This is a genomic window from Xanthomonas massiliensis, from assembly GCF_900018785.1.
GTDB lineage: Bacteria > Pseudomonadota > Gammaproteobacteria > Xanthomonadales > Xanthomonadaceae > Xanthomonas_B > Xanthomonas_B massiliensis.
The window spans coordinates 233,869-260,479 of the sequence record NZ_FCOY01000005.1; the positions used below are offsets into that span (position 1 = coordinate 233,869).

The following is a 26,611-nucleotide window of genomic DNA, read 5'->3' on the forward strand; positions in this document are numbered from 1 at the left end:
GGCCTCGGTCCGGCCGGCCCACGCTCCGATGCAACTCATGACGATCGCCATCCGGGCCGCGTCCGGCGGCCTGGCATCGGCGCGGCGGCCGATCGGCCGGTCAGTCGTGGCTGGACTTGAGCGCGCGCTCGGCGGCGTGGCGTTCCAGCGCCAGCTCCAGCAGGCGCGTGATCAGCGCGCCGTAGGCCAGGCCGCTGGCCTGCCACAGCTTGGGATACATGCTGATGCGGGTGAAGCCGGGCAGGGTGTTGATCTCGTTGATCACCACCTCGCCGTCCTCGCGCAGGAACACGTCCACCCGTGCCAGGCCGGCGCAGTCCAGCGCGCGGTAGGCGCGCAGGGCCAGCGCGCGCACGCGGTCGTTGGCGTCCAGCGGGATCCGCGCCGGCACCACCACGTCCGCGCCGCCGGCGCTGATGTACTTGGTGTCGTAGGAATAGAACTCGTCGTGCAGCACGATCTCGCCGCAGGTGCTGGCCTGCGCGTCGGCGTTGCCGAGCACCGCGCATTCGATCTCGCGGCCGACGATCGCCGATTCCACCAGCACCTTGCGGTCGTAGGCAAAGGCCTCGGCCAGCGCGGCGTCGAAGCCGGCGCGGTCGCGCACCTTGCTCACCCCGACCGAGGAGCCCTGGTTGGCCGGCTTGACGAACAGCGGCAGGCCCAGCCGGTCCACGAGGGCATCGAAATCGGCCGCCTCGCCGGCGTACAGGCATGCCCACGGTGCCACCGCGATGCCGGCCTCGTGCAGCAGGCGCTTGCTGGCATCCTTGTCCATCGCCGCGGCCGAGCCGAGCACGCCCGAACCGACGAAGGGCAGGCCGACGATGCGCAGCAGGCCCTGCAGCGAGCCGTCCTCGCCGCCGGTGCCGTGGATGATCGGGAACACCACGTCCAGCGCCACCGCGCTGCCGTCGGCCGCGCGCAGCGGGTGCTCGGCGCCGGGCAGCAGCGACAGCACGTCCGGCGACGGGCGCAGCGCGATACGCGAGGGGTCGTCGGCATCGGTCAGGAAGTCGGCCGGGTCGCAGCGCTGCCAGCGGCCGTGCTTGTCCACGCCCACGAGTACCGGTTCGAAGCGCTCGCGGTCCAGGGCCTGCAGGATGTTGCGGGCCGATTGCAGCGAGACCTCGTGCTCGGCCGAGACGCCACCGAAGATGATGCCCACCCGCGTCTTGCCCATGCCCTGCCGCTCCTGTGTCTTCGAAAAGGCCGCATAGCATGAACCTTTCGCGCATGCATTGCCCGTGCCGGCACGGGCCGCGGGTGCGCCGGCTAGAATGCCGCCATGTCCGCCTCCCCCTTCGACCGACTCAAGCCGCTGGCCGGCCGCGCGCTGGAAGCCGCCCTCAACCGCGCCGTGGCGCTCGACCCCGATACCCGCGACGCCCTGGGCGCGCTGGACGGCCAGCGCATCGCCCTGGCCCTGGATGCGCCGGCGCTGGCCCTGCAGATCCGCGTGGCCGGCACGCGCCTGCAGGTCGGGCCGGTCGAGGACGGCGAGCCCGACCTGGCGGTGCGCGGCACCCTGGGCGGGTTGCTGCGGCAATGGCCGGCGTTCGCCAGGACCCGGGCCGGCGCGGCCCCGGCCGGGCGCCTGCGCGTGTCCGGCGATGCCGACCTGGCCCGGCGCCTGCAGCAGCTGGCCACGCGCTTCGATCCGGACTGGCAGCTGCCGTTCGTGGCGGTGTTCGGCGACGTGCTCGGCGTGCAGGTCGCCAATGCCGTGCGCGGCGCGCTCGTGCAGGCGCGCCGCGACGCCGGCGAGCTGGCCCACGCCGCGGCCGAGTTCGTCACCGAGGAGTCGCGCGACGCGATTCCGCGCGCCGAGCTGGAGGCCTTCTGCGACGACGTGGACGGCCTGCGCGACGGCGTGGAGCGGCTGGCCGCGCGCGTGGCCCGGCTGCGCCCGGCCGGAGCGGCGGCATGACCGCGCTGCTGCGCGCCGGCCGCATCGCCCGGGTGGTGGTGCGCTACCGCCTGGACGAACTGCTGGTCGATACTCCGGCCGGGCCGTGGCTGCGGCGCCTGGCGCCGCTGCTGCCGCGCCGCGCGCAACTGGCCCGGCTGCCGCGCGGGGCGCGCCTGCGCCTGGCGCTGCAGGACCTGGGGCCGATCTTCGTCAAGTTCGGCCAGGTGCTGTCCCCCCGCCGCGACCTGCTGCCGGCCGACGTGGCCGACGAGCTGGCGCTGCTGCAGGACGAGGTCAAGCCGTTCGACGGCGCCCAGGCGCGGGCGATCGTCGAGCAGGCCCTGGGCCGGCCCGTCGGCGAGGCCTTCGCCGCCTTCGACGAACGGCCGCTGGCCTCGGCCTCCATCGCCCAGGTGCACCCGGCGCGGCTGGGCGACGGGCGCGAGGTGGTGGTCAAGGTGCTGCGTCCGGGCATCGAGCGCCAGATCGACGCGGACATCGCGCTGCTGGACCGGCTCGCCGGCTGGGTCGAGCGCTGGCACCCGCGCGCCGACCGGATCCGCCCGCGCGAGGTGGTGGCCGAGGTCCAGGCGACCCTGGCCGCCGAGCTGGACCTGCAGCGCGAGGGCGCCAACGCCAGCGTGCTGCGCCGGCTCTGGCGGGACTCGGCCGACCTGTACGTGCCGGAGGTGATCTGGAGCCATACCGCCGAACGGGTGCTGACCCTGGAGCGGGTGCACGGCATCCCCTCCGACGACGTCGCCGCGCTGGACGCGGCCGGCATCGACCGCAAGGTGCTGGCGGCCAAGGGCGTGCGGGTGTTCTACACCCAGGTGTTCCGCGACAACTTCTTCCACGCCGATGCCCACCCGGGCAATATCTGGGTCGATCCGGACCCGGCGCGGCGGGCCGACCCGCGCTTCATCGCGCTGGACTTCGGCATCGTCGGCCAGCTCTCCGACGCCGACCAGTACTACCTGGCCGAGAACTTCATGGCCATCTTCACCCGCGACTACCGGCGCGTGGCCGAACTGCACGTGGAGGCGGGCTGGATGCCCTCGGACGTGCGCATCGACGAGCTGGAGGCGGCGGTGCGCGCGGTGTGCGAGCCGTACTTCACCCGGCCGCTGTCGCAGGTCTCGCTGGCCGAGGTGCTGGTCAAGCTGTTCCGTACCGCGCAGCGCTACCGGCTCACCCTGCAGCCGCAGCTGATCCTGCTGCAGAAGACCCTGCTCAACGTCGAGGGCCTGGGCCGCCTGCTCGATCCGCAGCTGGACATCTGGGCGGTGGCCCATCCGGTGCTCGAGCGCATCCTGCGCCGGCGCTACAGCCCGCGCCGGCTGGCGCGCGAGTTCCGCCGGCGCCTGCCGGAGCTGGCCACGCACGCGCCGGAGATGCCGTCGCTGGCCTATGCCTGGCTGCGCCAGCAGGTGCAGGGCCGGCAGCAGGTGGCGGTGCGCTCGGCCGACCTGCGCGCCCTCGATGCCAGCCTGCGCCGGCTGCAGGTGCGCGTGGTCACCGCGATCGCCGGCAGCGGCCTGCTGCTGGTGGCGGCGGTGCTCTACGGCCTGAAGGCGGCCGGCCCGCAGCTGGCCGGCGCGCCGGCCTGGAGCTGGGTCACCGGGGTGATCGGCGCGCTGACCCTGCTGCGTGCGGCATGGCGGTGAACACGCCGCTGGAGGCGCTGAAGGAGGCGCTGGCCCGCCACGGCGCCGACAACGACGCGCGCCAGGCCGAGCGCGGCAGGCGCATGCTCAACATCACCCCCGACACCGGCCGCTTCCTGGCCGTGCTGGTGCGCGCCACGGCCGCCAGGCGGGTGCTGGAGATCGGCACCTCCAACGGCTATTCCACCCTGTGGCTGGCCGAGGCCGCGGCCGCCGGCGGCGGCCGCGTGACCACCCTGGAGGCGGCCGCCGACAAGGTGGCGATGGCGCGCGACAACTTCGCCCGCAGCGGCCTGGCCGCGCACATCGACCTGGTCCACGCCGATGCCGGGCCCTGGCTGGCCGCGGCCGGCCAGGCCAGCGTGGACCTGCTGTTCCTGGATTCAGACCGTCGCCAGTACGCCGCGTGGTGGCCGGACCTGCGCCGCGTACTGCGCCGCGGCGGCCTGCTGGTGGTGGACAACGCGCTTTCCCATGCTTCCCAGCTGGCGCCGCTGCAGGCGCTGCTGGCTGCCGATCCCGGCTTCGCCACCAGCACGGTGCCGGTGGGCAAGGGCGAACTGCTGGCGGTGCGTTCGGCCTGAGCCGGCCTCAGTGCCGGGTGGCGACCTGGGAGAAGAAGTCGTAGATGCCTTCGTCGCTCATCTTGCGCGCGTTGGCCAGCTCGCCGGCCTTGGTGGTGTAGACGATGCCGCCCTCGGGGGAGACCACCACCGCGGCGGGGATGCCCTTCTCGATCGGGTTGCCGTAGGCCTGGCTGACGTCCAGGTTGTGGTCCCAGTTGCCGACGTCGATCTTGACCACCTCGAAGTGCTGGCGGATCAGCGCCGCGTTGCGCTCGGAGTGCAGCGAGGCGTCCAGCGCGCGGCAGTCGCCGCACCAGTTGGCACCGAAGATCAGCAGGGTCGGCTTGTGCGCGCGCTTGCCGGCGGCCAGGGCCGTGTCGACCTGGGCACGGGCATCGGCGTGGGTGTCGTAGGGCAGGTCCGCGGCCTGGGCCAGCGGGGCGAGCACGAGCAGGGACAGCAGCAGCCAGGTCTTCTTCATGACGGTTCCGGGAATGGCAAGTGAATGCCGCAGCGTGGCGCAGCCGCGGCGCCAGGGGAAGGGCGCGAACGGAAAACAGCGGGCCGATGGCGTGGCCGCCGGCCGGCGCGGGATAATCCCGCGGTGAACATACCGACCGACCCCGTCTCCCTGCTGTACCGCGACGAACGCCTGGCGGTGGTGGACAAGCCGGCCGGGCTGATGGTCCACGACAGCAAGCTGGCCCGCGGCGAGGATGACTTCCTGGCCGATCGCCTGCGCGCGCAGCTGGGCCGGCCGATCTTCCTGGTCCATCGCCTGGACCGGGCCACCAGCGGCTGCCTGCTGCTGGCCTTCGACCGCGACACCGCCGGCGCGCTCGGCAAGGCGCTGATGGGCGGGGACGTGCGCAAGGACTACCTGGCGGTGTGCCGCGGCTGGCCGGCCGAGGCGTGCTTCCGCATCGACCACGACCTCGACGGCGGGCCCGGCAAGCCGCTCAGGAAGCCGGCGGTCACCGACTTCCGGCGCCTGGCCACCGGCGAGCTGGCGCAGCCCTCGCAGGGTTTCGCCACCTCGCGCTACGCGCTGCTGGCGGCCAGCCCGCAGACCGGGCGCTTCCGCCAGATCCGGCGCCATCTCAAGCACGTCTCGCACCACCTGATCGGCGACACCAGCCACGGCGACGGCCGCCACAACCGCACCTTCCGCAGGCTCGGCGTGCACCGCATGCTGCTGCATGCGCACCGGCTCGCGTTCCCGCATCCGGACGGTGGCCGGGTGCAGGCGGTGGCGCCGCTCGACGCCCAGTTCCTGCGCGCGCTGGCGCTGTTCGGCTGGTCGCCCGAAGCGGCCTGAACCGGTGCTCAGCGCCCGGTCGGCGGCGGTGCCGGGGCGGTGCCGGCCTGGCGCAGCTCCGCCTCCAGCTCGGCGAACTGCGGCTGGATCTTCTGCTGGATCGCGACCATCAGGTTCTGCATCAGCAGCGGGGTCTTGTCCAGCAGGCTCTGGCCGGCCGGGCTCTCGTAGAACTCGGCCATCGCCAGCACGTCCTCGCGGCTGAAGGTGCGCTTGTACAGGTCCAGGTACAGCGGCCGCATCTCCGGCCAGGACAGCAGCCGGCGCAGCGCCTGGCGGGTGCGCTCCTGCACCTGCAGCACGCGCTGGCGCTGGGCGTCTTCGAGCCTGTTGCCGGCCAGCAGGCGGTCGAACTGCTGCTGCTGCATGGCTTCCATCTGCGGCAGCAGGCCCTCCAGCAGCGACTGCGCGCGCGAGGCGGCGAGCAGGCGGTTGATGTCGGCGTCGGTGGGCGGCGCGGCCAGGGCCGGTGCGGCGAGCAGGGCCAGCAGCACGGCGAGCAGGCAGCGCAACGGGCGGGCGATGGCGGTCATGGCGTGCATCCTGCAACGGGGTCGGGGCGAGGATAAGCCATGTCCCCGGGGCAGCGCAGGCGCCCGGCGTTTACAATCCGGGTGCATGGGGACCGCGATCCACATCGATGCCACGCTGGCCATCGCCGGTGACGAACTGTGCGAGCGTTTCGTGCGCGCCAGCGGGGCCGGCGGCCAGAACGTCAACAAGGTCGCCACCGCGGTGGAGCTGCGTTTCGACGTGGCCGCCTCGCCCTCGCTGCCCGAGCCGCTGCGCGCGCGCCTGCTGGCCCGGCGCGACCGCCGGCTCACCGCCGAGGGCGTGCTGGTGATCGAGGCGCAGCGCTTCCGCACCCAGGAGCGCAACCGGCAGGATGCCCGCGACCGGCTGGTCGAATTCATCCGCGCCGCCATGACCGTGGCGCGGCCGCGCATCGCCACCCGTCCCACCCGTGCCTCGCAGCGCCGCCGCCTCGAGGCCAAGCGCGTGCAGGGCCAGGTCAAGCGCGGCCGCACGCGGCCGGACTGGGACTGACCCCCACCACGGCCTTCACCTGCTGGAACCCCCGCATGTCCACCGACAGTCCCGTGCTGCCATTGCCGCCGAACGCCCCGCGCGTGAAGTCCAACCGCCTCGTCCGCTGGATCGGCCGTACCATCCTGCGCCTGGGCGGCTGGCACATGGTCGGGCGCTTCCCCGACATTCCCAAGCTGGTGATGATCGGCGCGCCGCACTCGTCCAACTGGGACGGGCTGTGGGCCTTCAGCGCGAAGATGGCGCTCGGCCTGGACGTGCGCATCCTCGGCAAGGAGTCGCTGTTCAAGGTGCCGGTGCTGGGCCGGGTGATCCGCAGGCTCGGGGTGATCCCGGTGAATCGCAAGGCGGCCACCGGCGTGGTCGAGCAGGCCATCGACCTGATCCGCCATTCCGACCGCTTCTGGTACGGCCTGGCGCCGGAAGGCACGCGCCGGCGCGTGGAGCACTGGAAGACCGGTTTCTGGAAGATCGCCAAGGGCGCCGGCGTACCTGTGCTGCCGGTGTACTTCCACTACCCGGACAAGATCATCGGCGTGGGCGAGGTGTTCCACCTGGGCGAGGACATGGACGCGGACATGGCGCGCATCCGTGCCTGGTACCGGCCGTGGATGGGCAAGAACCGCGGCACGGTCTGAGCGGCCCGCTCCCGTCGGCCGCGCCGCCGGGGCCCGGCCGCCAGCCGAACCGCATCGCCCTGCCGCGATGCCGGTGCAGGCCGACGCGGGATCGAGGCCGCCAGCAACGGCGGCCGGGCGCCGGTATCCAGGCCGATGCCGCGTCCCGCCAGTGCACGGGATGGGGTGGATCATGGCTGCCTGCTGCCTGCTGCCTGCTGCCTGCTGCCTGCTGCCTGCTGCCTGCTGCCGCTGCCCGCTTCCGCACGCACGCACGCACGAGCCCGCACGCACGAGCCCGCACGCGCTCTCCCACCCCGTGCCCATGCATCCGGCGCAACGGCGCCGGCGGTCGTTCGCCGCGCCGCTGGCGTCGCCGATCGGCAGCTGAACGCGCGGTGGCCGGACCGGGACCGCCGGCACATGCACGCGCGGCGGCCGGGCGGTTACGCTTGGCCGGTTCTTCAACCGCCTTCGGTACCCGCATGAACCGCACCCTGATCCTCGCCGCCGCGATCGGACTCGCGCTGGCCGCCTGCAAGAAAGAAGAGGCACCCGCCGTGAACACCCCTGCCGCCGCCGCCGCGCCGCAGAGCGCCAACCCGCTGCTGGCCGCCAGCACCCTGCCGTTCCAGGCGCCGCCGTTCGACAAGATCCAGGACAGCGACTACCTGCCCGCCTTCGAGGAGGGCATGAAGCAGCACCTGGCCGAGATCCGCACCATCGCCGACAACCCCGAGCCGCCGACCTTCGCCAACACCTTCGAGGCGATGGAGAAGTCGGGCCAGACCCTGACCCGGGTCTCGCGCATCTTCTTCGGCCTGGTGCAGGCCGACACCAATCCCGAGCGCGAGAAGATCCAGCAGGAGATCGCGCCCAAGCTGGCCGCCCACCAGGACGAGATCGCGCTCGATCCCAAGCTGTTCGCGCGCATCAAGACGATCTACGACCAGCGCGACACGCTGAACCTGGACCCGGAGCAGAAGCGCCTGGTCGAGTACCAGTACAAGGAGTTCGTGCGCGCCGGCGCGCAGCTGTCCGATGCCGACAAGGACACCCTGCGCAAGCTCAACGTCGAGGAGAGCACGCTGTCCACCGCCTTCCACACCAAGCTGGTGGCCGCCGCCGCGGCCGGCGCGGTGGTGGTGGACGACAAGGCCCGCCTGGACGGGCTGGGCGAGGGCGACATCGCCTCGGCCGCGCAGGACGCGGCCGCGCGCAAGCTCGACGGCAAGTACCTGCTGGCGTTGCAGAACACCACCCAGCAGCCGGTGCTGGCCTCGCTCAAGGACCGCGACCTGCGCGCCGAGGTGCTCAAGGCCTCGGAGACGCGCGCCGAGAAGGGCGACGGCAACGACACCCGCCAGACCGTGCAGCGCCTGGCGCAGCTGCGCGCGCAGAAGGCCAGGCTGCTCGGCTTCGACAGCTGGGCCGCCTACAGCCTGTCCGACCAGATGGCCGGTACCCCGAACAAGGCGTTCAAGCTGCTCACCGACACCGTGCCGGCCGCCACCGCCAAGGCGCGCGGCGAGATCGCCGAGATGCAGAAGGTGATCGACGCGCAGAAGGGCGGCTTCAAGCTGGCCGCCTCGGACTGGGACTTCTACGCCGAGCAGGTGCGCAAGGCCAAGTACGACCTGGACGAGTCGCAGATCAAGCCGTACTTCGAGCTGGACAACGTGCTGCAGAACGGCGTCTTCTACGCCGCCAACCAGCTCTACGGGCTGACCTTCAAGGAGCGCAAGGACATCCCGGTCTACAACCCGGACGTGCGCGTGTTCGAGGTGTTCGACAAGGACGGCAGCTCGCTGGCCCTGTTCTATTGCGACTACTTCAAGCGCGACAGCAAGTCCGGCGGCGCGTGGATGGACGAGTTCGTCGGCCAGGACGGGCTCGCCGGCACCAAGCCGGTGGTCTACAACGTGGCCAACTTCACCAAGCCCGCCCCGAGCCAGCCGGCGCTGCTGAGCTTCGACGACGTCACCACGATGTTCCACGAGTTCGGCCATGCCCTGCACGGCATGTTCTCCAAGGTGCAGTACCCGACCCTGTCCGGCACCAGCACCTCGCGCGACTTCGTCGAGTTCCCCTCGCAGTTCAACGAGCACTGGGCCAGCGACCCGAAGGTGTTCGCCCACTACGCCAAGCACTACCAGAGCGGCGAGCCGATGCCGCAGGCGCTGGTGGACAAGATCCAGAAGGCCAAGACCTTCAACCAGGGCTATGCCACCACCGAGTACCTGTCGGCGGCGCTGCTCGACCTGGCCTGGCACACCCTGCCGGCCGACGCGCCGCTGCAGGACGTGGACGCCTTCGAGGCGCAGTCGCTGAAGAAGTACAAGGTGGACCTGGCGGAAGTGCCGCCGCGCTACCGCACCAGCTACTTCGACCACATCTGGGGCGGCGGCTACTCGGCCGGCTACTACGCCTACTTCTGGTCGGAAGTGCTCGACGACGACGCCTTCGAGTGGTTCAAGGAGCACGGCGGGCTGACCGCCGAGAACGGCCAGGTGTTCCGCGACAAGATCCTCTCGCGCGGCAACACGGTCGAGCTGGCCGACCTGTACCGCGCGTTCCGCGGCAAGGATCCGAGCGTGGAGCCGCTGCTGGAGAACCGCGGGCTGAAGTGAGCCGGTGCCGGCAGGCACGGCGGAAGCAGGGGAGGCGGCCGGTGGCCGCCTCCTTTTTTCGTGGTGCGCATTTTGTGGCGCGCTGCAGCGGGTCGGTGGGGTACGAACGGCTGGACGCGCCTTGCCGCCCTTCCTGCGAGTGAGAAGGCAAGGGCGAGCGCGGGGGGCGAGGACGAAGGCAAAGGCAAAGGCAAAGGCAAAGGCAAAGCAAGGGCGAAGGCGAAGGCGAAGGCAAAGGGCAAGGGCAAGGGCAAGGGCGAAGGGCAAGGGCGAAGGGCAAGGGCGAAGGGCAAGGGCGAAGGGCAAGGGCGAAGGGCGAAGGGCCGGCAACGCCGCCGGAGTGCGCCGTCCTGGGCGCGTTGGCGGGCGAGGCAGGTCTGGAATCTTGCCGTGGTTGCGGCGCGGCCTGGCCGGGTCCGATGCGTCGGTGCGGGGACGATGCGGGTGATAAGGTGCGCCAGGCCGGCCGGAGGGGCGCGGCAGGCAATCGGGCAGCGAACGAACGATCCGGAGGGACGGGCATGGCCAGCACGCAGCGCGGGTTTTCATCGCAGGAGGGGCGCGGCCGTGGGCCGTATGGGGCCGGGGCAGTGCCTGGCATCGGTCGCGCCGGCGCGGACCGTGGCCGGCGGGAAGAACCGCAGGCGCAAGGCCGGGGGGCAGCCGCGGCCAGGGCGGCCGGGCAGGAGGGCCGGGCATGACCGAGCTGTTCGCCCTGTCCGCGCCGTGGTGGCATTTCGTCCTGCGCGGGGTGGTCATCTACGTGCTGGTGACCGTGCTGATGCGCATGTCGGGCAAGCGCGCGGTGGGCCAGTTCACCCCGTTCGACCTGATCCTGCTGATCCTGATCGGCAACGCCGTCCAGAACGGCATCAACGGCGGCGACAACTCGCTGACCGGCGCGTTCATCATGGCCGCCACCCTGATCGCGCTCAATTACGCGGTGGCGTGGGGATCCTCGCGTTCGGTCCGCTTCCGCCACCTGGCGGAGGGCCATCCGACCCTGCTCGCGCGCGACGGGCAGGTGTACCACGACGTGCTCCGGCACGAGCTGGTCAGCGACGCCGACTTCAAGAAGGCGATGCGCCAGTCCGGCTGCGAGCACGAGCGCGACATCCACCTGGCCATCCTGGAGACCAACGGCCACATCACCATCGAGACTCTGGAAGGCAAGTCGGGTTGAGCGGCACGGGCCGGCGGCCGCCACGTTGACGCCGGCCGCCGGATGCCTAGACTGTTGCGCGATGGGAGATGGCATGCCTCCCCGAACCGCCGGTCCCCCGGCTGATGATGCCTACGAGCGGGCCGCACAGGCCGCGTAGGCGTGCCTGTGTCCGTTCTCGATCCGTTCCTGCCGCGAGGATGTGACCATGTGGAAACCCGTTGCCGCCATTGCCCTGGGCTCCGTGCTGGGGGCGTTGCTGCGCTGGTGGTTCGGACTGCGGCTCAATGGCCTGCTGCCGCAGATGCCGATCGGCACGCTGGCGGCCAACCTCGTCGCCGCCTACGTGATCGGCATGGCGATCGCCTTCTTCGCCACCATGCCGCAGCTGTCGCCGCAGTGGCGCCTGCTGGTGATCACCGGCTTCTGCGGTGGCCTGTCCACCTTTTCCACCTTTTCCGCCGAGCTGGCGGCGCTGGTGCAGCGCGGCCAGTTCGGCTGGGGCCTGGGCGTCGTGGCCACCCACGTGCTCGGCTCGCTGCTGCTGACCTTCGCCGGCATGGGCACCGTGGCCTGGCTGCGCGCGCACTGAGGAGAACGCGAATGTCCACTTCCGGGTACCAGATCATCTTCTTCAGCCTGCAGGGCCGCGAGCACGACGGCCAGCCGCTGGGCGCATGGCTGCTGCAACTGGCCCGCGACCTGGGCCTGCGCGGGGCCACCCTGCTCGCGGCCGGCGAAGGGCTCGGCCACGACCACCGTTTTCACGCGGCCGGCTTCTTCGAGCTGGCCGGACAGCCGCAGCTGGTGCTGATGGCGGTCACCGAGGAGGAGTCCGCACGCCTGTTCGCGCGCCTGGATGCCGAGCGTCTGGCGCTGTTCTACGTCAAGACGCCGGCCGAGTTCGGCACGGTCGGGCAGGGTTCACCCACCTGACGCGGCGCCCCGGCCCTGTCGGGGTGTGGCCATTTGATGGACTTATGGATTCATAAGAATCATCAATAAAAGGCCGATCAGCGCTCGGACGGGCCGGAATCGTCGTAGTCGCGCGGGGCGAACAGCTGCGGCTGGATCAGGGCCATGAACGCGCGCGCCTGCGGCGAGAGGTACTTGCCGCGGCGTACCACCACGCCGTAGCTGCGCGCCGGGAAGTAGCCCTTCAGCGAGCGCGTGGCGAGCCGCTCGCGGTCGCGCTCGGTCACGCAGATCGAGGGCACGATCGAGATCCCCATGTCCATCGCCACGTACTGCTTGATCACCTCCCAGCCCCCGACCTCCAGCGCCACGGTGTACGGCACCCGGTTCTGCTGGAACACCAGGTCGACCAGGCGGTAGGTGATCTGGCGCTTGTGCGGCAGGATCAGCGGGTAGGGCGAGAGGTCCTCCAGCGCCAGCTCGGGCTTGGTCGCCAGCGGGTGCTCGCGCGGGGTCAGCAGCAGCTGCTCGAAGCGGTATACCGGCTCGTAGGCCAGGTCGCTGGGCACGTCGAGCATCGAGCCCACGGCCAGGTCGGCCTCGTCGCTGCGCACCAGGTCGGTGCCGTCGGCGGTGATCGCGTCGTGCAGGATCAGGCGCACGTCCGGATGGCGCTCGCGGAACAGGCCGACGATCTTGGGCAGCAGGTACAGGATGGTGGAATTGTTGGCCACCACGTTGAGCTCGCCGGCGTCGAGCCCCTTCACCTTGTCGCGGAAGGCCGCCTCCAGGCCGTCCAGGTTCTCCACCAGCGGCTGCGCCATCTCGTAGAGCAGCTGGCCTTCGCGGGTGGGCGTCAGGCGCCGGCCGGCGCGCTCGAACAGGCCCACGCCCAGCTCGCGCTCCAGCGCCTGCAATTGCAGGGTCACGGCCGGCTGCGACACGTACAGCGCCTCGGCGGCGCGCGACACCGAGCCCATGCGCACGGTCTGGCAGAAGGCGCGCAGCGGCTTGAGCCGGTCGGACTTGTAGGAAAACCTCGGGGCGGCGGCTTTCTTGGCGGTCATATGGGTAAATATAAGGCAGATTTATCCATATGATTGCAAAAACTGTTTTGTCAAATAGTCGTGGCGTGGGCACGGTGGCAGTCCGGAAGCTCAGAGGAGTCCCGCCATGTCCGCCGTCGCATCGTCGCTGTCCGCGCCCACCCCGGGCATCACCCTGGCCACCCGCCTGGCCGGCCAGGAGGAACTGCTGCCGCCGCCCGCCCTGGCCCTGCTGACCTCGCTGCACCGTGCCATCGAGCCGGAGCGGCAGGCGCGCCTGGCCGCGCGCCGCGCTCGCCAGGCCGAGTTCGACGCCGGCGCGCTGCCGGATTTCCGCGCCGATACCCGCGCCATCCGCGAAGGCGACTGGCGCGTGGCCCCGGTCCCGGCCGCGTTGCGCGATCGGCGCGTGGAGATCACCGGGCCGACCGACCCGAAGATGGTCATCAACGCGCTCAATTCCGGCGCCAGGGTGTTCATGGCCGACTTCGAGGATTCCACCTCGCCGACCTGGAAGAACCTGCTGGCCGGCCAGCGCGCACTGATCGGCGCGGTGCGCGGCGACCTCGCCTACGACGCGCCGGCCGCCGCCGGCAAGCCGGCCAGGCACTACGCGCTCAAGCCGCTCGAGCAGCAGGCCGTGCTGATCGTGCGTCCGCGCGGCTGGCACCTGGACGAGGAGCACGTGCTGGTCGATGGCCAGCGCATGGCCGGCAGCCTGTTCGACGCGGCCCTGTTCGCCTTCCACAACGGCAAGGCGCTGGCGGCGCGCGACCGCGGCCCGTACCTGTACCTGCCCAAGCTGCAGTCGATGGAGGAGGCGGCGCTGTGGGAGAGCGCGCTGTCGCACATCGAGGCCATGCTCGGCCTGGCGCACGGACAGATCAAGGTGACGGTGCTGATCGAGACCCTGCCGGCGGTGTTCCAGATGCACGAGATCCTGCACGCGCTGAAGGACCGCATCGTCGGCCTGAACTGCGGCCGCTGGGACTACATCTTCTCCTACATCAAGACCTTCCGCCGCCACGCCGAGCGGGTGCTGCCCGAGCGCAGCCAGGTGACGATGACCCAGCCGTTCCTGAAGGCCTATTCCGAACTGCTGATCCAGACCTGCCACCGCCGCGGCGCCCACGCCATGGGCGGCATGGCCGCGCAGATCCCGATCAGCGGCGACGAGGCCGCCAACGAGCAGGCGCTGGCGCGCGTGCGCGCCGACAAGCTGCGCGAGGTGAGTGCCGGCCACGACGGCACCTGGGTGGCGCATCCGGCGCTGATCCCGGTGGCGATGGCGGTGTTCGACGAGCACATGCCGGGGCCCGACCAGCACGAGGTGCTGCGCAACGACGTGCATGTCACCCGCGACGAACTGATCGCCCCGTGCAAGGGCACCATCAGCCGCGCCGGCTTCGAGGGCAACGTCGAGGTCTGCGTGCGCTACCTGGCGGCATGGCTGGACGGCAACGGCTGCGTGCCGATTCACCACCTGATGGAGGACGCGGCTACCGCCGAGATCAGCCGCAGCCAGATCTGGCAATGGCTGCACGTGGGCAACCAGCACCTGGACGACGGCACCGCCATCGACACCGCGCTGCTGCAGGCGGTGCTCAAGGCGCTGCCGGCGCGCCTGGGCGACCGCGCCCGCCTGCCCGGCGGCAACAGGGTCGATACCGCCATCGCCCTGCTCGACCGCCTCAGCCGCGAGCCCGAGCTGGCCGACTTCCTGACCCTGCCGGCCTACGAGCTGATCGACTGACCGCCCGGCTTTCCCGAACCCAGAACCCCATTCCCCGACCCGGAGAACGACCATGAGCAAGCACCAGGACCAGATCGCCGCCCTGCAGCATGACTGGGCCAGCAACCCGCGCTGGAAGGACGTCAAGCGCCCCTACAGCGCCGCCGACGTGGTGCGCCTGCGCGGCAGCGTGCAGCCCGAGTACACCCTGGCCAAGCGCGGCGCCGAGCGCCTGTGGCGCCTGGTCAACGGCAGCGCCCGGAAGGGCTACGTCAACGCCTTCGGCGCGATCACCGCCGGCCAGGCCATGCAGCAGGCCAAGGCCGGGCTGGAGGCGGTGTACCTGTCCGGCTGGCAGGTGGCCGCCGACGGCAACACCTCCGAGACGATGTACCCGGACCAGTCGCTGTACGCCTACAACTCGGTGCCGGTGATGGTCCGCCGCATCAACAACACCTTCGAGCGCGCCGACGAGATCCAGTGGAAGGCCATCTGCGACGGCAAGCTCGAGGAGGAGGACGCCATCGACTTCTTCCTGCCGATCGTGGCCGACGGCGAGGCCGGCTTCGGCGGCGTGCTCAACGCCTACGAGTTGATGAAGAACATGATCCAGGCCGGCGCGGCGGCGGTGCACTTCGAGGACCAGCTGGCCGCGGTCAAGAAGTGCGGGCACATGGGCGGCAAGGTGCTGGTGCCGACCCAGGAGGCGGTGCAGAAGCTGGTGGCCGCGCGCCTGGCCGCCGACGTGCTCGGCGTGCCGACCATCGTGCTGGCGCGCACCGACGCGGAGGCCGCCGACCTGCTGACCTCCGACTTCGATCCCAACGACCGGCCCTTCGTCACCGGCGAGCGCACCTCCGAGGGCTTCTACCGGGTCAAGAACGGCCTGGAGCAGGCGATCAGCCGCGGCGTGGCCTATTCCCCCTACGCCGACCTGGTGTGGTGCGAGACCGGCACGCCGGACCTGGGCTTCGCCCGCGAGTTCGCCCAGGCCGTGCTCGCCGCCCATCCCGGCCAACTGCTGGCCTACAACTGCTCGCCCTCGTTCAACTGGAAGAAGAACCTGGACGACAGGACCATCGCCCGCTTCCAGGACGAGCTGTCGGCGCTGGGCTACAAGTACCAGTTCATCACCCTGGCCGGCATCCACATCAACTGGTACAACACCTTCCGCTTCGCCCACGACTACGCCCGCGGCGAAGGCATGAAACACTACGTCGAGCAGGTGCAGCAGCCGGAGTTCGCCGCGCGCGAGCAGGGCTACACCTTCGTCTCGCACCAGCAGGAAGTGGGCGCGGGCTACTTCGACGATGTCACCACGGTGATCCAGGGCGGGGCCTCGTCGGTCACCGCGCTGACCGGCTCGACCGAGGAAGCGCAGTTCCACGGCGACCACAAGGCCGCCTGAGCGCCGCCGCCGCCGCCTGCCAGGAGCCCCGCCCATCGGCGGGGCTCCTGGCGTCGTCCGTCCGTCACGGCGCCGGCTGCGGCCAGGGATGGGCCTTGATCGCCTCGATCAGCGCCCGCGCCGAGGCCGGCAACGCGTCCAGCTCGCGCACGATCATGCAGCGCTCGCGCCGCGCCCACCGAGCAGTTGCCGCAGCAGATCACCGCCTGGGCGATGGAGCACGGCATGACCCCGATCATGTTCCTGCTGATGGTCAACGTGGTGCTGCTGATCGCCGGCAGCTTCATGGAGCCTTCGGCGATCACCCTGATCCTGGCGCCGATCTTCTTCCCGATCGGCATGCGGCTGGGGGTGGACCCGATCCACCTGGGCGTGGTCATGGTGGTCAACATGGAGGTCGGCCTGGTGCACCCGCCGGTGGGCCTGAACCTGTTCGTGACCTCGGCGGTGACCGGGCTGACGCTGGGCCAGACCATCCGCGCCGCGCTGCCCTGGCTGATGATCCTGCTGGCATTCCTGGTCGCGATCACGTACATACCGGGCATTTCCCTGTGGTTGCCCAATGCGCTCGACATGCGTTGACCCGCGCCCGCGGACCGGAACGGCGAAGCGGGACCGCCGCGCCCCGGTCCGGCCGGTGGCCGTTGCCCGCCCCCGCCTCGCCCTGACGGCGGCGGGCCTGCTGCTGCTGGCCGCGTGCCGGCCCTCGGCGCCGGACGACGACGGTGCGGCGGTCCAGTCGCGCATCGCGCCGGAAGGCGCGGTGTACGTCGGCGCGGACGGCGAGCGGCAACGCGCCGCGGCCGCGTCCGCTGGCACCGGGACGCCCGGGGCCGGGACTGCCGCTGGCGACCAGACCGGCGCGGGCGCGGCGAACGCGGGCGGCGCCGGAGGGCCGCAGGCGCCATCGCCCGGGACGGCGGCTGCGCCGCCGGCGGATGGCCGTGCGGTCTACGACGGGCAGTGCTTCGCCTGCCACGCCAGCGGCGTCGGCAACGCGCCCACGCTCGACCATGCGCACTGGGAGGCGCGCCTGGCCCAGGGCCGGGATGTGCTGTACCGCCACGCCATCGACGGCTACATCGGCCCCGACGGCGGGGTGATGCCGCCCCGCGGCGGCAATCCGGCACTGGACGATGCCCAGGTGCACGCCGCGGTGGACTGGATGCTGGCCAGCCTGGAAGCCAGGTAGCGGATTCCGGTCCGCGCCGCCGTGGGCCTTGGCCGGTGCCCCTGGCCGGGACGCACGCGGGGCAGGAGGCGCCGCACCGGCATGGCTTCCCGTGCGGGCAGGCGGGTCGCCGGGACGGCCGGTTTGCCCGCGGCCGTCGCCGGCAACGGCCGCGCCGGTCCGGCGTCTTGCCGGGCCTGCACGTGTCCCCGAGCGGCATCTGGCGCTTCGCGATTCCCCCTGCGCGTTGCCCGGCTTCCGCGAGGACCGCGGCGCCGGTACCGGGGCGCTCCGCCGTCGTGCCCCTCCCGGAAGGAAGCATGCCCCCGCTCCGGCGCAACGGGCGGGCGTGGGCGCGCCGCCGGCACCCCTCAGCCGCGCGCGCCCCAGGCGATCATCGCGATCGCCGCCACCGCCAGCGCCAGGCCGGCGTGGTTGAGCGGGCTGGTGCGTTCGCCGAAGCCGAGCACGCCGGCCAGGGTGCCGAGCGCGACCACGCCGATGTTCATCGTCGCGAACACCACCGCCGGGCTGTCCGGCAGGGCCTGGTGGGCGCGCACGTAGAACAGGATGTTGCCGAAGTTCAGCGCGCCCAGCAGCAGTCCGGCGCCGAGGCCGCGCGCCTGTGGCCGTGCCTGCCCGCGCGCCCAGCGCAGGCCCTGCGCCGCCAGCATCAGCACGAACGCGATGGCGAAGGCGGCCAGCAGCGCGGCCATCGCCGAGGTGCCGGACAGGGCGATGCGCTTGAGCATCACGTCCACCAGCGCGAAGCCGATCCAGGTGGCCAGCAGCCAGGGCCAGGCCCGGTGCCAGGCCTCGCGCTCCAGCGGCGCGCGCGGGCGCGCCAGGATGCCGGCCATCGCCACCAGCCCGGTCGCCAGCCCGGCCAGCTTCCAGCCGTGGGCGCGCTCGCCGAACAGGGCGAAGGCGGCCAGCAGCGAGAGCAGCAGCGACAGGCGCTGGGCGGCGTCGGAGCGCACGATCCCGGCCAGCGCCACCGCGCGCCCGAGCACCAGGAACCCGGCCGGCAGCAGCACCGCCAGCGCCAGCAGCGCGCCCCACGGCGCACCGGGCGCGCGCAGGCCCTGCAGCGGCGGCTGCAGCAGCCAGGCGGTCAGCCCGGCCGCGACCAGGTAGTTGGCGGTCACCGCCTGGCCCAGGTCCACGCGCCAGCGCGGGGCCAGCTTGAGCAGCACGGAGACCAGCACGCTGCAGGCCACGCTCAACAGCAGGTAGGTCATCGGCGGAAGGTCCGGGGCGGCCGGGCGCGGCGCGGGGGCCGGTATTATGGCGGCATGACCGAACCCGACTTCCCCACGTCCGGATCGGCCACCGTGATGCTGCCCGGCCCGGCCGGTGCGCTGGAGGTGGCCGTGGACCTGCCCGGCGCCGACGATGCCGCCGCGCTGCCGGTGGTGGCCATCGTCTGCCACCCGCTGTCCACCGAGGGCGGCACCATGCACAACAAGGTGGTGACCATGGCCGCGCGCGCGCTGCGCGAGCTGGGCGTGACCACGGTGCGCTTCAACTTCCGCGGGGTGGGAGCCTCGGCCGGCAGCTTCGACGACGGCGCCGGCGAGCAGGACGACCTGCGCGTGGTCGCCGCGTGGGTGCGCGGGCAGCGGCCCGGCGCCGCGCTGTGGCTGGCGGGCTTCAGCTTCGGCGCCTACGTCTCGCTGCGCGCCAGCGCCTCGATCGGGCCGCAGGCGCTGATCTCCATCGCCCCGCCGGTGGGCCGCTGGGATTTCTCCGGGGTGCGGCCGCCGGCGCACTGGCTGGTCATACAGGGCGAGCAGGACGAGATCGTCGATCCGCAGGCGGTCTACACCTGGCTGGCCACGCGCCCGGAGGACCCGGTGCTGGTGCGCATGCCCGACACCAGCCACTTCTTCCACCGCAAGCTGATCGACCTGCGCGGGGCGATCCAGCACGCGGTCAAGCACTGGCTGCCGGCCGCCGCCTGAGCGGCGCCGGCACGAGGACGTCCCCGATGAGCGAAACCCTTCCCTCGCAACGCTATGCCGCGGGCGTGGCCCGCGGCGACTGGCGCGACGATCCGGCCCAGCATGCCGCGCTGCGCGAACTGGACCGCATCCACCAGGGCGTGCTCGCCAACGCCGCGCCGGCCGGCCTGCTCGGGCGCCTGTCCACGGCCTGGCGCCGCCCGGAACCGGTGAAAGGCCTGTACCTGTGGGGCGGGGTGGGGCGCGGCAAGACCTTCCTGGTGGACCTGTTCTACGAGGGCCTGCCGATCCGGCAGAAGTACCGCACCCACTTCCACCGCTTCATGCGCAGCATCGACGAGCGCCTGCACGCGCACGCCGGCCAGGCCGACCCGCTGGCCAGGATCGCGCGCGAGTGGCGCGCCAACCTGCGGGTGCTGGTGCTCGACGAGTTCTTCGTCACCGACATCGGCGATGCGATGCTGCTGGCGCGCCTGCTCGAGCGCCTGTTCGCCGAGGGCGTGACCCTGGTGACCACTTCCAACACCGAGCCGCAGAACCTGTACCTGCACGGCCTGCAGCGCGAAAGTTTCCTGCCGGCCATCGACCTGCTGCAGCGCCACTGCACCGTGCTCCACGCCGAGGGCGAGGAGGACTACCGGATGCGCGCGCTGACCCGCTCGCCGGTGTACCGCGCCCCGCTGGAGGCCGGTTCGGACGCGTGGCTGGCGCAGCGCTGGAACGCGCTGTCCGGCGGCGTGGAGGCGCGGGCGGGCAACATCGAGATCGAGGGCCGCAAGATCCCCGTGCGCGGCCGCGGCAAGAGCGTGGCCTGGTTCGACTTCGCCGCGCTGTGCGAGGGCCCGCGCGGGCCGGCGGACTACATCGAGATCGCGCGCGAGTTCACCACCGTGCTGGTCGGCGCGATCCCGCACTTCGACCGCATGAACGAGGATGCGGCCCGGCGCTTCGTCAACTTCATCGACGAGATGTACGACCGCCACGTCAACCTGGTGTGCACCGCGCAGGACCCGCCGCCGCTGCTGTACACCGGCACGCGCCTGGCCGGCGCGTTCGAGCGCACCGCCTCGCGCCTGATCGAGATGCAGAGCACGGAATACCTGTCCGCCCCGCACCGCGCCTGAGTGCGGCCGCGCCCTCGTCCTGGCTGCCCTTGACCTGGCCGTTACCGCGGCCGGCCTAGGGTACGGGCAAAGGAGGTTCCTCCATGCACCTGAGCCATCTTTCCAGCGAGCGCGTGCGCAGCCTGGCACTGGGCCTGTTCCTGTTCGGCGTCGTGGCCGCGGCCATCGTCTGGTTCTTCGTGCGCCCGTACGGCTCGCATTACTTCTTCATGGTCTACCTGCCGCTGGCCTTCGGCCTGCCGTTCGCGTTCTATGCGGTCGGCGTGAGCCGCGCCTGGATGCGCGTCGGGCTGGTGGCCACCGCGGTGATCCTGCTGCTGATGGACGTGTGGGGCTACCGCGCCGCCGGGCTGGCGCCGCGGGTGCAGGACTGGGCCAGCGTGATGTCGGCGCTGGCCGGGCTGGCCCTGGCCTGGGGCACCGAGCGCATGCAGATGCGCGCGCGCGATCCGCACGCACCGCAGCGCCGCCGCGAGTAGCCCGGTCACGGCGGCGGCGCGAGGGGGCACAATGCCGTCCCCCTCGCCTGCGTGCCGCTGCCGATGTCCCGCCCGATTCCGTTGCTGCTGTTGCCCGGCCTGCTCAACGACGCCGAGCTGTGGCGCGCGCAGCTCGCCGCGCTGGGCGACATCGCCGCGTGCCAAGTGGGCGACCTGAGCCGCGGCGAGACCCTGCAGGCCCTGGCCGAGCAGGTGCTGGCCGGCATGCCCGAGCGCTTCGCCCTGGCCGGCTTCTCGCTGGGCGGCTACGTCGCCCAGCAGATCCTGCGCATCGCGCCGCAGCGGGTCGAACGGCTGGCGCTGCTGGATACCTCCGCCCGCGCCGACCCGCCGCAGCGCGTCCTGCAGCGGCGCGCGCAGGAACGCGCGGTGGCACGCGCCCCCGGCAGCTTCGTCGGGTTCGGCGAGCGGCTGATGCGCAGCTACGTGGCCGCCCCGCGCCATGGCGACGGCGCGCTGCTGCGGCGCGTGCAGGCGATGACCCGGCGCCTGGGGCCGGAGGTGTTCGTGCGCCAGAGCCGGATCGAGCGCCGCGACGGGCGCGCGGTGCTGGCCGCCTTCGCTGGGCCGGCGCTGGTGCTGTGCGGCGCCGAGGACGCCATCACCCCGCCGGCGTTGTCGCGCGAGATCGCCGCGCTGATGCCCGGCGCGCGCCTGGTGGTGCTGCCCGCATGCGGCCACCTGGCGCCGCTGGAGCAGCCCGAGGCGGTGGCGGCGGCGATGCGCGAGTGGCTGCTGCGCTGAGCGCGGCCGGCCTCAGCCGGCCTTGGCCTCGTAGCGGTGGTAGCTGAAGTTGGGCGAGGGGCTGCCGGCCTTGGGCTTGTACTGGGTCATCACCAGGCCGATCACCCGCGCGTGCACGCTGCGCAGCCGTGCCAGGGTCTGGCGCAGCGCGTCCGAGCCGGTCTGGCCGTCGGCGCCGACCACCACCAGGGTGGCCTCGGCGTGGTGCGCCAGGATCACCGCGTCGGCCAGGTTCATCACCGGCGGGCCGTCGATGATGACCACGTCGAAGTGGGCGTTGAGGTAGGCCAGCAGCTGCGGCAGGCGGTCGCCGGCGAGCAGCTCCGGCGGGCTCGGCGGCAGCGGCCCGGAGGCGATCAGCGCGTAGTTGCGGTCGGCCGGGTGCTGCACGATCTGGTCGATCTCCGCCGCACCGGCCAGCAGGTTGGACAGGCCGATCTCGCCGGGCGCGCGCTGCGAGGGCACGCGCATGTCCGCGTCCACCAGCACCACCTGCTTGCCGAGCTGGGCGATGTTGCGCGCCAGCTCGGCGGCGGTGGTGCTCTTGCCCTCGCCGATGCGCGTGCTGGTGATGAACAGCGAGTGCGGCACGCCGTGGCTGGTGGAGAACTGCAGCGCGGTGCGCACCGAGCGGTAGGCCTCGGTGAACGGCGAGCGGGTGTCGGCGATCGCCTGGGCCGGGGTCTGGTTCGCCGGCAGGCGCGGCACCACGCCGAGCACGGCGTCCTGGCTGAGGCCGCCCAGCTGCTCGGGGCTGCGGATCCCGCGTTCCAGGCCGTTGAGCAGGAACGCCAGCAGCACCCCGGCCACCCCGCCCAGCACCAGCCCGGCGGCCAGGTTGAGCGCGAGCCGCGGCGAGGCCTTGCGGTCGGGCACGTCGGCGCGGTCGACGATGGAGATGTTGTTGATGCCCACGCCGCTGGCCACGCCGATCTGCTTGTAGCGCTGCAGCAGGGCGTCGTAGATCTCGCGGTTGGTCTCGGCCTCGCGCTTGAGGATGTTGTACTGGATGCTGCGTCGCTGCTGGTCCAGCACCGCGCCGGTGAGCGCGTTCACGCGCCCGCGCAGCATGTCCTCCTGGGCGGTGGCGGCGCGGTAGTCGGTGTCGATGGAGGTGCGGATGTTGCCGACCTCGGCCTTGATCTGCTGGTCCAGCTCGGCGATCTGCGCGTTCAGGCGCAGCATCTCGGGGTAGTCCGGCTTGTAGGTGGTGAGCTTGTTGCGGTAGTCGGCCTCGGCCACCGCGCGCTGCTCGCGCAGGCGCTGGATCAGCGGGTTGGCCACCACCTGCGGCAGGCCCATGCTCGAGCCGGTGCTGGCCTGGCGCCACATCGACTCGGCGCGGATGCGGTTCTGCTCGGCCAGGGTCAGGGCGGTGTTGATGTCGCCCAGGCTCTGCTCGGGCAGCGAGGGCTTGCCCTCGCCGATGGCCACGATCTGCTCGTCGGTGGAAAAGCGCACCAGGTCCTTCTCCGAGTTCTCCAGCCGCGCCTTGAGCTGGGCCAGGCGCTCCTCCAGGTACTGGCCGGCATAGGCGGAGGCATCGACGCGGCGCTGCAGGGTGCTGTCGATGAACGCGTCGGCATAGGCGTTGGCCACGCGCGCGGCGACCTGCGGGCTGGGCGAATCGTAGGCGATGCGCACCAGGCGCGAATTGCGGATCGGCTCGATCGACAGCGCCTGCTGCACCGCGGCCACCACCGCGCGGGCGCGCTCGGCCTCCAGCAGCCGCGGCGGCACCGTCGCCCCGGGGCGTTCCTTGGCGGCCTGCGCGTCCACCTTCGCCACCACCCTGGCGAAGGTGGGGTCGCGCACCAGCTGCAGGTCGCGGACCACGCGCTCGGCCAGCGAGCGGCTGCGCAGCAGCTCGTACTGGGTCTGGTAGAAATCGCGGTCGGCCGGCGATTCGACCGGGGTGAGCCCTTCCACGTCCACCACCTTCATCGCGTCGCGCTCGATCTGGATGACCGAGGCGGCGCGGTAGCGCGGAGTGGTCAGCAGCGACACGGCCAGGGCGGCCACCAGCGCCGCCACGGCCACCGCCACGACCTGCCAGCGCCGGCTCCACAGCACCTGCCAGTAGTGCAGCAGCTTGACCTCGCCGGTGTCCGGCTCGGCGACGAAGACGGTATCCGCCGCGGCGGGCGGCACGCTGGCCTGGGCGCTCATCGGTAGGCCCTCCACACCGCCACGAACGGTGTCAGCTCGATCAGCGTGCGGATCGCCTCGCGGCCGAAGGAGCGGTCCACCAGGACGATGTCCTCGCCGCTGATCTCCGGGTCGGGATAGACGCCGTGCTCGATCGCGTCCACGTCGAAGCGCGCCAGCATGCGCTGGCCGTCGACGGTGCGGAAGATGAACACGTTGCGCTTGCTGCCGATGTTGCTGAAGCCCTCGGCCATGGCCAGCGCCTGCATCAGGCTCAGGCGCGCGGAGGTCATCGGGTAGATGCCGGGCTTCTTGACCTCGCCGGCCACGGTCACGCGCTGGCTGGCGAATTCCTTGACGAACACGGTGATCTGCGGGTCCTGCAGGAAACGGTCGCGGTAGCGCTGCGCCAGGTTGTGCTCGAGCTCGTCCACGGTCAGGCCGCCGGCCTTGACCACGCCCACCAGCGGCAGGGAGATCTGCCCGGCATTGTTGACGCGGACCTCGCGGTCCAGGTCCTCGACCTGGAACAGGGTCACGCTGAGCAGGTCGCTGGGGCCGACGCGGTACTCGGGCCGGTTGAGCAGCGCCTCGACCGGGTCGGCCGGCGGCAACGGCGTGTTGGCCGGCTGGCTGAGGCGGGCGCTGGCGCAGCCGCCCAGCGCCAGCATCGCCAGCAGGGCGGCCAGTACCGGCCGCCACCGCACCCCGGCACGGGGCGGCAGGGCGGGAAGGCGAAGACGCGATGCGGTGGGCATGGCCATGGAAGTCCCGGCATGAAGACGGCGATCCCCCGCTAACGCGAACCTGGCGGCAGACCGGACAGGGCGCGGCCGGCGGCCGTCGCGCGCGCGGCAATGGCCGGCGCCGGCGCGGGCCGCCGTTGTGCCCTGCGACCGGCATCCGCCGGGCCGCATGGGGGCCGTACCGTGAAGATCCTGATCCTGGGCAACATGGGCTATGTCGGCCCGGCGGTGGTGCGCCACCTGCGCCACGCGTTCCCGCGCGCCGAACTGGTCGGCTACGACACCGCCTTCTTCGGGCACTGCCTGACCGCGGCCGAGGCGTTGCCCGAGCGGATGCTGGACCGGCAGGTGTTCGGCGACGTGCGCGCGTTCGATCCGGCGCTGCTGGCCGGCTGCGACGCGGTGGTGCAGCTGGCGGCGATCTCCAACGACCCGATGGGCAACCGGTTCGAGGCGGTGACCGCGGCGATCAACCGCCAGGCCAGCGTGGACATCGCCGCGCTGGCCGCGCGCGCCGGCGTGGGCCGCTACGTGTTCGCCTCCAGCTGCAGCGTCTACGGCGTGGCCGCCGGCGGGCCGCGCAGCGAGCGCGACCCGGTCAACCCGATCACCGCCTATGCCCGCTCCAAGATCGGCACCGAGCAGGGCCTGGCCGCGCTGGACACGGACATGGCGGTCACCTGCCTGCGCTTCTCCACCGCCTGCGGCATGTCCGAGCGGCTGCGCCTGGACCTGGTGCTCAACGACTTCGTCGCCTGCGCGCTGGCCAGCGGCGAGATCAGCGTGCTCTCCGACGGATCGCCCTGGCGGCCGCTGATCGACGTGGCCGACATGGCGCGGGCGATCGAGTGGGCGCTGCTGCGCCCGGCGGCGGCCGGCGGGCGCTTCCTGGCGGTGAACGTGGGCTCGGACGAGCGCAACTACCAGGTGCGCGACCTGGCCGCGGCGGTGGCCGCGCAGGTGCCGGGCACGCGGGTGTCGATCAACCGCGACGCGCCGGCCGACAGCCGTTCCTACCGGGTGGACTTCGGCCTGTACCGCGCGCTGGCGCCGGCGCACCAGCCGCGGGTGGACCTGGCCGGCTCGATCGCCGCGCTGGTGGCGGGGCTGCGGCACATGGGCTTTGCCGACGCGCACTTCCGCGAGCACGGGCTGGTGCGCCTGAACGTGCTGCAGCGGCTGATGGCGCAGGGCCACCTGGACGAGACGCTGCACTGGCGCGCCGAGGCGGTTCAGGCCGGCGCGGTGCGGCCCGAGCCGAGCGTGGCGGCGGTGGCCTGACGCAGCGGCCGCGGCTGGTAGCCGGCATCGAGCACGGCGCGGGCGAGCATGTCCGTGCCCTTGCGCAGCATGCGCTGGCGGTTGCGTGCGGCCGGCGCCGCGCCCAGCAGGTGCAGGCCGTTGCGCCACAGGGTCTCGCCCGCCCCGCAGCTGCGGCCATCCTCGCGCAGGCCGCCGTACACGGTCATGCGCCGCGGCACGCCGGCGTAGTCGGCGCGTACCGCCGCGACCTCGGCGGCCGGGCTGATCCCGCCGGCGGCCAGGCTGCAGTACAGCGGGCCGGAGTGGAACGGGCGGGTGTGGACCATGCGCACCTCGTCGATGATCGCCGCGCGCCGGTACGGCGCCTCCATCAGCAGCGCCCACAGGTGGCTGATGCCCCAGCCGCTGGGGTAGCGCTCGAACAGCGGCAGCAGCTGGCGCAGGTAGTCGCTGCGGAAACAGCAGGCCATGCCTTCCAGGTAGTCGGTGTAGCGCAGGCGGAAACCCGGGCAGTGCAGGAAGATCGGGTGGCCGACGTGGCTGTCGGGGGTGAGCGCGGGCTGGCCGATCAGCAGGTCGTGCCGGCGCATCGCCGCGAAGATGCGGTCGATGTCGCCCGGGCCCATCAGCAGGTCGTCGTCCGGCAGCAGGATGTAGTCGTAGTCCTCCAGCAGCGCCGGCATCGCGCGCAGGTGGCGGGCCAGGCTGTCGAGCTTGGTGCCCGGGTCGACCACCGTGGGCAGGTCGCCCGGCGCCAGCGCCGCGGCCTGGCGGCCGAAGGCGTTGAGCTGGATGTCCCAGTCGCGCGCGGCGCGGCCGCCGGCGATCCAGTGTCCATGCAGGGAGTTGTCGCCGACCCGGGCGATCACCAGGTGGCGGCCGTTGGCGTGGTCCATGTGCTCGTTTCCCTCCCGTCCGTCGCGACGGTCCT

Annotated in this window: 26 protein-coding genes, 2 pseudogenes and 1 riboswitch; of the genes and pseudogenes, 19 read left to right on the forward strand and 9 right to left on the reverse strand. The window is 72.1% G+C overall.

Annotated features, from left to right (window positions below; translation table 11 throughout):
* Nucleotides 1–100: 100 nt before the first annotated feature.
* Complete coding sequence (gene ddlA / locus BN3794_RS02760) at nucleotides 101–1,183, reverse strand: D-alanine--D-alanine ligase (RefSeq protein WP_066092971.1); 1,083 nt, start codon at nucleotides 1,181–1,183, stop codon at nucleotides 101–103.
* Nucleotides 1,184–1,288: 105 nt separating this feature from the next.
* Here ddlA and BN3794_RS02765 point away from each other — a divergent pair, with 105 nt between their 5' ends.
* From BN3794_RS02765 to BN3794_RS02775, 3 genes are read left to right on the forward strand one after another with little or no spacing between them, the layout of a single operon-like run.
* Nucleotides 1,289–1,930: a ubiquinone biosynthesis accessory factor UbiJ gene (locus BN3794_RS02765; protein WP_066092974.1), complete on the forward strand. Its 642-nt coding sequence runs from the start codon at nucleotides 1,289–1,291 to the stop codon at nucleotides 1,928–1,930.
* Entirely contained in the window at nucleotides 1,927–3,579 is a 1,653-nt protein-coding gene (gene ubiB / locus BN3794_RS02770; protein WP_066092978.1) for a ubiquinone biosynthesis regulatory protein kinase UbiB, read from the forward strand. The genes BN3794_RS02765 and ubiB overlap by 4 nt, the downstream gene beginning before the upstream one ends.
* Entirely contained in the window at nucleotides 3,570–4,163 is a 594-nt protein-coding gene (locus tag BN3794_RS02775) for an O-methyltransferase (protein WP_066092981.1), read from the forward strand. The genes ubiB and BN3794_RS02775 overlap by 10 nt, the downstream gene beginning before the upstream one ends.
* A 7-nt stretch (nucleotides 4,164–4,170) precedes the next feature.
* Here BN3794_RS02775 and BN3794_RS02780 read toward each other — a convergent pair whose 3' ends face one another.
* Nucleotides 4,171–4,626: a thioredoxin family protein gene (locus BN3794_RS02780; RefSeq protein WP_066092984.1), complete on the reverse strand. Its 456-nt coding sequence runs from the start codon at nucleotides 4,624–4,626 to the stop codon at nucleotides 4,171–4,173.
* Nucleotides 4,627–4,650: 24 nt separating this feature from the next.
* Between BN3794_RS02780 and BN3794_RS02785 the strand changes: the two genes are divergently transcribed.
* Nucleotides 4,651–5,463, forward strand: a complete 813-nt coding sequence (locus BN3794_RS02785; RefSeq protein ID WP_078059554.1) for a pseudouridine synthase — start codon at nucleotides 4,651–4,653, stop codon at nucleotides 5,461–5,463.
* Between the two features lie 8 nt (nucleotides 5,464–5,471).
* On the opposite strand, the gene BN3794_RS02790 is transcribed toward BN3794_RS02785, so the two are convergent.
* A complete protein-coding gene (locus BN3794_RS02790; protein ID WP_147675627.1) occupies nucleotides 5,472–6,005 on the reverse strand; it encodes a DUF2059 domain-containing protein in 534 nt (177 codons plus the stop codon).
* A 76-nt stretch (nucleotides 6,006–6,081) separates the two neighbouring features.
* Here BN3794_RS02790 and arfB point away from each other — a divergent pair, with 76 nt between their 5' ends.
* From arfB to BN3794_RS02820, 6 genes are all read left to right on the forward strand, one after another.
* Nucleotides 6,082–6,510, forward strand: coding sequence for an alternative ribosome rescue aminoacyl-tRNA hydrolase ArfB (gene arfB, locus BN3794_RS02795; RefSeq protein WP_066092990.1), 429 nt, complete (start codon nucleotides 6,082–6,084; stop codon nucleotides 6,508–6,510).
* A gap of 35 nt (nucleotides 6,511–6,545) precedes the next feature.
* Complete coding sequence (locus tag BN3794_RS02800; protein ID WP_066092992.1) at nucleotides 6,546–7,148, forward strand: lysophospholipid acyltransferase family protein; 603 nt, start codon at nucleotides 6,546–6,548, stop codon at nucleotides 7,146–7,148.
* A gap of 464 nt (nucleotides 7,149–7,612) precedes the next feature.
* Entirely contained in the window at nucleotides 7,613–9,757 is a 2,145-nt protein-coding gene (gene dcp / locus BN3794_RS02805; RefSeq protein ID WP_066092995.1) for a peptidyl-dipeptidase Dcp, read from the forward strand.
* A 697-nt stretch (nucleotides 9,758–10,454) separates the two neighbouring features.
* Nucleotides 10,455–10,940 carry a DUF421 domain-containing protein gene (locus BN3794_RS02810; RefSeq protein WP_066092997.1) on the forward strand — a complete coding sequence of 162 codons (486 nt, stop codon included), beginning with the start codon at nucleotides 10,455–10,457 and terminating at the stop codon, nucleotides 10,938–10,940.
* Between the two features lie 55 nt (nucleotides 10,941–10,995).
* A riboswitch (Fluoride riboswitch) is annotated at nucleotides 10,996–11,061 on the forward strand.
* Between the two features lie 66 nt (nucleotides 11,062–11,127).
* Nucleotides 11,128–11,511 (forward strand): fluoride efflux transporter CrcB, encoded by a 384-nt coding sequence (crcB, locus tag BN3794_RS02815; protein ID WP_066093000.1) that lies wholly within the window; start codon nucleotides 11,128–11,130, stop codon nucleotides 11,509–11,511.
* 11 nt (nucleotides 11,512–11,522) lie between these two features.
* The gene (locus BN3794_RS02820) at nucleotides 11,523–11,855 is read left to right on the forward strand and encodes a DUF190 domain-containing protein (protein WP_066093003.1); all 333 of its coding nucleotides are present in this window, start codon (nucleotides 11,523–11,525) and stop codon (nucleotides 11,853–11,855) included.
* A gap of 77 nt (nucleotides 11,856–11,932) precedes the next feature.
* Here the strand turns inward: BN3794_RS02820 and BN3794_RS02825 are convergent, their stop codons facing one another.
* Entirely contained in the window at nucleotides 11,933–12,901 is a 969-nt protein-coding gene (locus BN3794_RS02825; protein WP_066093006.1) for a LysR family transcriptional regulator, read from the reverse strand.
* A gap of 106 nt (nucleotides 12,902–13,007) precedes the next feature.
* Here BN3794_RS02825 and aceB point away from each other — a divergent pair, with 106 nt between their 5' ends.
* From aceB to BN3794_RS02845, 4 genes and pseudogenes are all read left to right on the forward strand, one after another.
* Nucleotides 13,008–14,633 carry a malate synthase A gene (aceB, locus tag BN3794_RS02830; protein WP_066093009.1) on the forward strand — a complete coding sequence of 542 codons (1,626 nt, stop codon included), beginning with the start codon at nucleotides 13,008–13,010 and terminating at the stop codon, nucleotides 14,631–14,633.
* A 52-nt stretch (nucleotides 14,634–14,685) separates the two neighbouring features.
* A complete protein-coding gene (aceA, locus tag BN3794_RS02835; protein WP_066093012.1) occupies nucleotides 14,686–16,020 on the forward strand; it encodes an isocitrate lyase in 1,335 nt (444 codons plus the stop codon).
* 162 nt (nucleotides 16,021–16,182) lie between these two features.
* A pseudogene (locus BN3794_RS02840) lies at nucleotides 16,183–16,602 on the forward strand (TRAP transporter large permease subunit); the annotation flags it as partial.
* Nucleotides 16,603–16,657: 55 nt separating this feature from the next.
* Nucleotides 16,658–17,212, forward strand: coding sequence for a c-type cytochrome (locus BN3794_RS02845; RefSeq protein WP_066093018.1), 555 nt, complete (start codon nucleotides 16,658–16,660; stop codon nucleotides 17,210–17,212).
* A 350-nt stretch (nucleotides 17,213–17,562) separates the two neighbouring features.
* Here BN3794_RS02845 and BN3794_RS02850 read toward each other — a convergent pair whose 3' ends face one another.
* A complete protein-coding gene (locus tag BN3794_RS02850) occupies nucleotides 17,563–18,432 on the reverse strand; it encodes a hypothetical protein (protein ID WP_066093021.1) in 870 nt (289 codons plus the stop codon).
* 54 nt (nucleotides 18,433–18,486) lie between these two features.
* Here BN3794_RS02850 and BN3794_RS02855 point away from each other — a divergent pair, with 54 nt between their 5' ends.
* The 4 genes from BN3794_RS02855 (at nucleotide 18,487) to BN3794_RS02870 (ending at nucleotide 21,523) form a co-directional block, all read left to right on the forward strand.
* A complete protein-coding gene (locus BN3794_RS02855; RefSeq protein WP_066093024.1) occupies nucleotides 18,487–19,155 on the forward strand; it encodes an alpha/beta hydrolase in 669 nt (222 codons plus the stop codon).
* A 26-nt stretch (nucleotides 19,156–19,181) separates the two neighbouring features.
* On the forward strand, nucleotides 19,182–20,279 hold the full coding sequence (zapE, locus tag BN3794_RS02860) for a cell division protein ZapE (RefSeq protein WP_066093028.1): 1,098 nt from the start codon (nucleotides 19,182–19,184) through the stop codon (nucleotides 20,277–20,279).
* Between the two features lie 83 nt (nucleotides 20,280–20,362).
* Complete coding sequence (locus BN3794_RS02865) at nucleotides 20,363–20,758, forward strand: hypothetical protein (RefSeq protein WP_066093031.1); 396 nt, start codon at nucleotides 20,363–20,365, stop codon at nucleotides 20,756–20,758.
* A 63-nt stretch (nucleotides 20,759–20,821) separates the two neighbouring features.
* Nucleotides 20,822–21,523, forward strand: a complete 702-nt coding sequence (locus BN3794_RS02870) for an alpha/beta fold hydrolase (protein WP_066093035.1) — start codon at nucleotides 20,822–20,824, stop codon at nucleotides 21,521–21,523.
* Between the two features lie 12 nt (nucleotides 21,524–21,535).
* Here the strand turns inward: BN3794_RS02870 and BN3794_RS17025 are convergent, their stop codons facing one another.
* The 3 genes and pseudogenes from BN3794_RS17025 to BN3794_RS02880 all read right to left on the reverse strand — a co-directional run bounded on the left by BN3794_RS17025 (nucleotide 21,536) and on the right by BN3794_RS02880 (nucleotide 24,342).
* Nucleotides 21,536–22,333: a CpsD/CapB family tyrosine-protein kinase gene (locus BN3794_RS17025; protein ID WP_425476689.1), complete on the reverse strand. Its 798-nt coding sequence runs from the start codon at nucleotides 22,331–22,333 to the stop codon at nucleotides 21,536–21,538.
* Nucleotides 22,307–23,692, reverse strand: a pseudogene (locus tag BN3794_RS17030) (GumC family protein); the annotation flags it as partial. The pseudogene BN3794_RS17030 and the gene BN3794_RS17025, both read right to left, overlap by 27 nt.
* Nucleotides 23,689–24,342: a polysaccharide biosynthesis/export family protein gene (locus BN3794_RS02880; RefSeq protein WP_066093332.1), complete on the reverse strand. Its 654-nt coding sequence runs from the start codon at nucleotides 24,340–24,342 to the stop codon at nucleotides 23,689–23,691. The pseudogene BN3794_RS17030 and the gene BN3794_RS02880, both read right to left, overlap by 4 nt.
* Before the next feature lie 258 nt (nucleotides 24,343–24,600).
* Here BN3794_RS02880 and BN3794_RS02885 point away from each other — a divergent pair, with 258 nt between their 5' ends.
* Entirely contained in the window at nucleotides 24,601–25,698 is a 1,098-nt protein-coding gene (locus tag BN3794_RS02885; protein ID WP_066093041.1) for an NAD-dependent epimerase/dehydratase family protein, read from the forward strand.
* Here the strand turns inward: BN3794_RS02885 and BN3794_RS02890 are convergent.
* On the reverse strand, nucleotides 25,650–26,576 hold the full coding sequence (locus tag BN3794_RS02890) for a DUF707 domain-containing protein (RefSeq protein ID WP_147675628.1): 927 nt from the start codon (nucleotides 26,574–26,576) through the stop codon (nucleotides 25,650–25,652). The genes BN3794_RS02885 and BN3794_RS02890 overlap by 49 nt on opposite strands.
* Nucleotides 26,577–26,611 lie beyond the last annotated feature (35 nt).

Coding starts and splice junctions, on each gene's coding strand:
- crcB (WP_066093000.1), top strand. CDS start 11,128: ATGTGGAAACCCGTTGCCGCCATTGCCCTGGGCTCCGTGCTGGGGGCG.
- BN3794_RS02820 (WP_066093003.1), top strand. CDS start 11,523: ATGTCCACTTCCGGGTACCAGATCATCTTCTTCAGCCTGCAGGGCCGC.
- arfB (WP_066092990.1), top strand. CDS start 6,082: ATGGGGACCGCGATCCACATCGATGCCACGCTGGCCATCGCCGGTGAC.
- BN3794_RS02810 (WP_066092997.1), top strand. CDS start 10,455: ATGACCGAGCTGTTCGCCCTGTCCGCGCCGTGGTGGCATTTCGTCCTG.
- BN3794_RS02800 (WP_066092992.1), top strand. CDS start 6,546: ATGTCCACCGACAGTCCCGTGCTGCCATTGCCGCCGAACGCCCCGCGC.
- zapE (WP_066093028.1), top strand. CDS start 19,182: ATGAGCGAAACCCTTCCCTCGCAACGCTATGCCGCGGGCGTGGCCCGC.
- BN3794_RS02850 (WP_066093021.1), bottom strand. CDS start 18,432: ATGACCTACCTGCTGTTGAGCGTGGCCTGCAGCGTGCTGGTCTCCGTG.
- BN3794_RS02785 (WP_078059554.1), top strand. CDS start 4,651: ATGCCGCAGCGTGGCGCAGCCGCGGCGCCAGGGGAAGGGCGCGAACGG.
- ubiB (WP_066092978.1), top strand. CDS start 1,927: ATGACCGCGCTGCTGCGCGCCGGCCGCATCGCCCGGGTGGTGGTGCGC.
- BN3794_RS02880 (WP_066093332.1), bottom strand. CDS start 24,342: ATGCTGGCGCTGGGCGGCTGCGCCAGCGCCCGCCTCAGCCAGCCGGCC.
- BN3794_RS02790 (WP_147675627.1), bottom strand. CDS start 6,005: ATGCACGCCATGACCGCCATCGCCCGCCCGTTGCGCTGCCTGCTCGCC.
- BN3794_RS02865 (WP_066093031.1), top strand. CDS start 20,363: ATGCACCTGAGCCATCTTTCCAGCGAGCGCGTGCGCAGCCTGGCACTG.
- dcp (WP_066092995.1), top strand. CDS start 7,613: ATGAACCGCACCCTGATCCTCGCCGCCGCGATCGGACTCGCGCTGGCC.
- aceB (WP_066093009.1), top strand. CDS start 13,008: ATGTCCGCCGTCGCATCGTCGCTGTCCGCGCCCACCCCGGGCATCACC.
- BN3794_RS02775 (WP_066092981.1), top strand. CDS start 3,570: ATGGCGGTGAACACGCCGCTGGAGGCGCTGAAGGAGGCGCTGGCCCGC.
- aceA (WP_066093012.1), top strand. CDS start 14,686: ATGAGCAAGCACCAGGACCAGATCGCCGCCCTGCAGCATGACTGGGCC.
- BN3794_RS02765 (WP_066092974.1), top strand. CDS start 1,289: ATGTCCGCCTCCCCCTTCGACCGACTCAAGCCGCTGGCCGGCCGCGCG.
- BN3794_RS02870 (WP_066093035.1), top strand. CDS start 20,822: ATGTCCCGCCCGATTCCGTTGCTGCTGTTGCCCGGCCTGCTCAACGAC.
- BN3794_RS02825 (WP_066093006.1), bottom strand. CDS start 12,901: ATGACCGCCAAGAAAGCCGCCGCCCCGAGGTTTTCCTACAAGTCCGAC.
- ddlA (WP_066092971.1), bottom strand. CDS start 1,183: ATGGGCAAGACGCGGGTGGGCATCATCTTCGGTGGCGTCTCGGCCGAG.
- BN3794_RS02890 (WP_147675628.1), bottom strand. CDS start 26,576: ATGGACCACGCCAACGGCCGCCACCTGGTGATCGCCCGGGTCGGCGAC.
- BN3794_RS02855 (WP_066093024.1), top strand. CDS start 18,487: ATGACCGAACCCGACTTCCCCACGTCCGGATCGGCCACCGTGATGCTG.
- BN3794_RS02780 (WP_066092984.1), bottom strand. CDS start 4,626: ATGAAGAAGACCTGGCTGCTGCTGTCCCTGCTCGTGCTCGCCCCGCTG.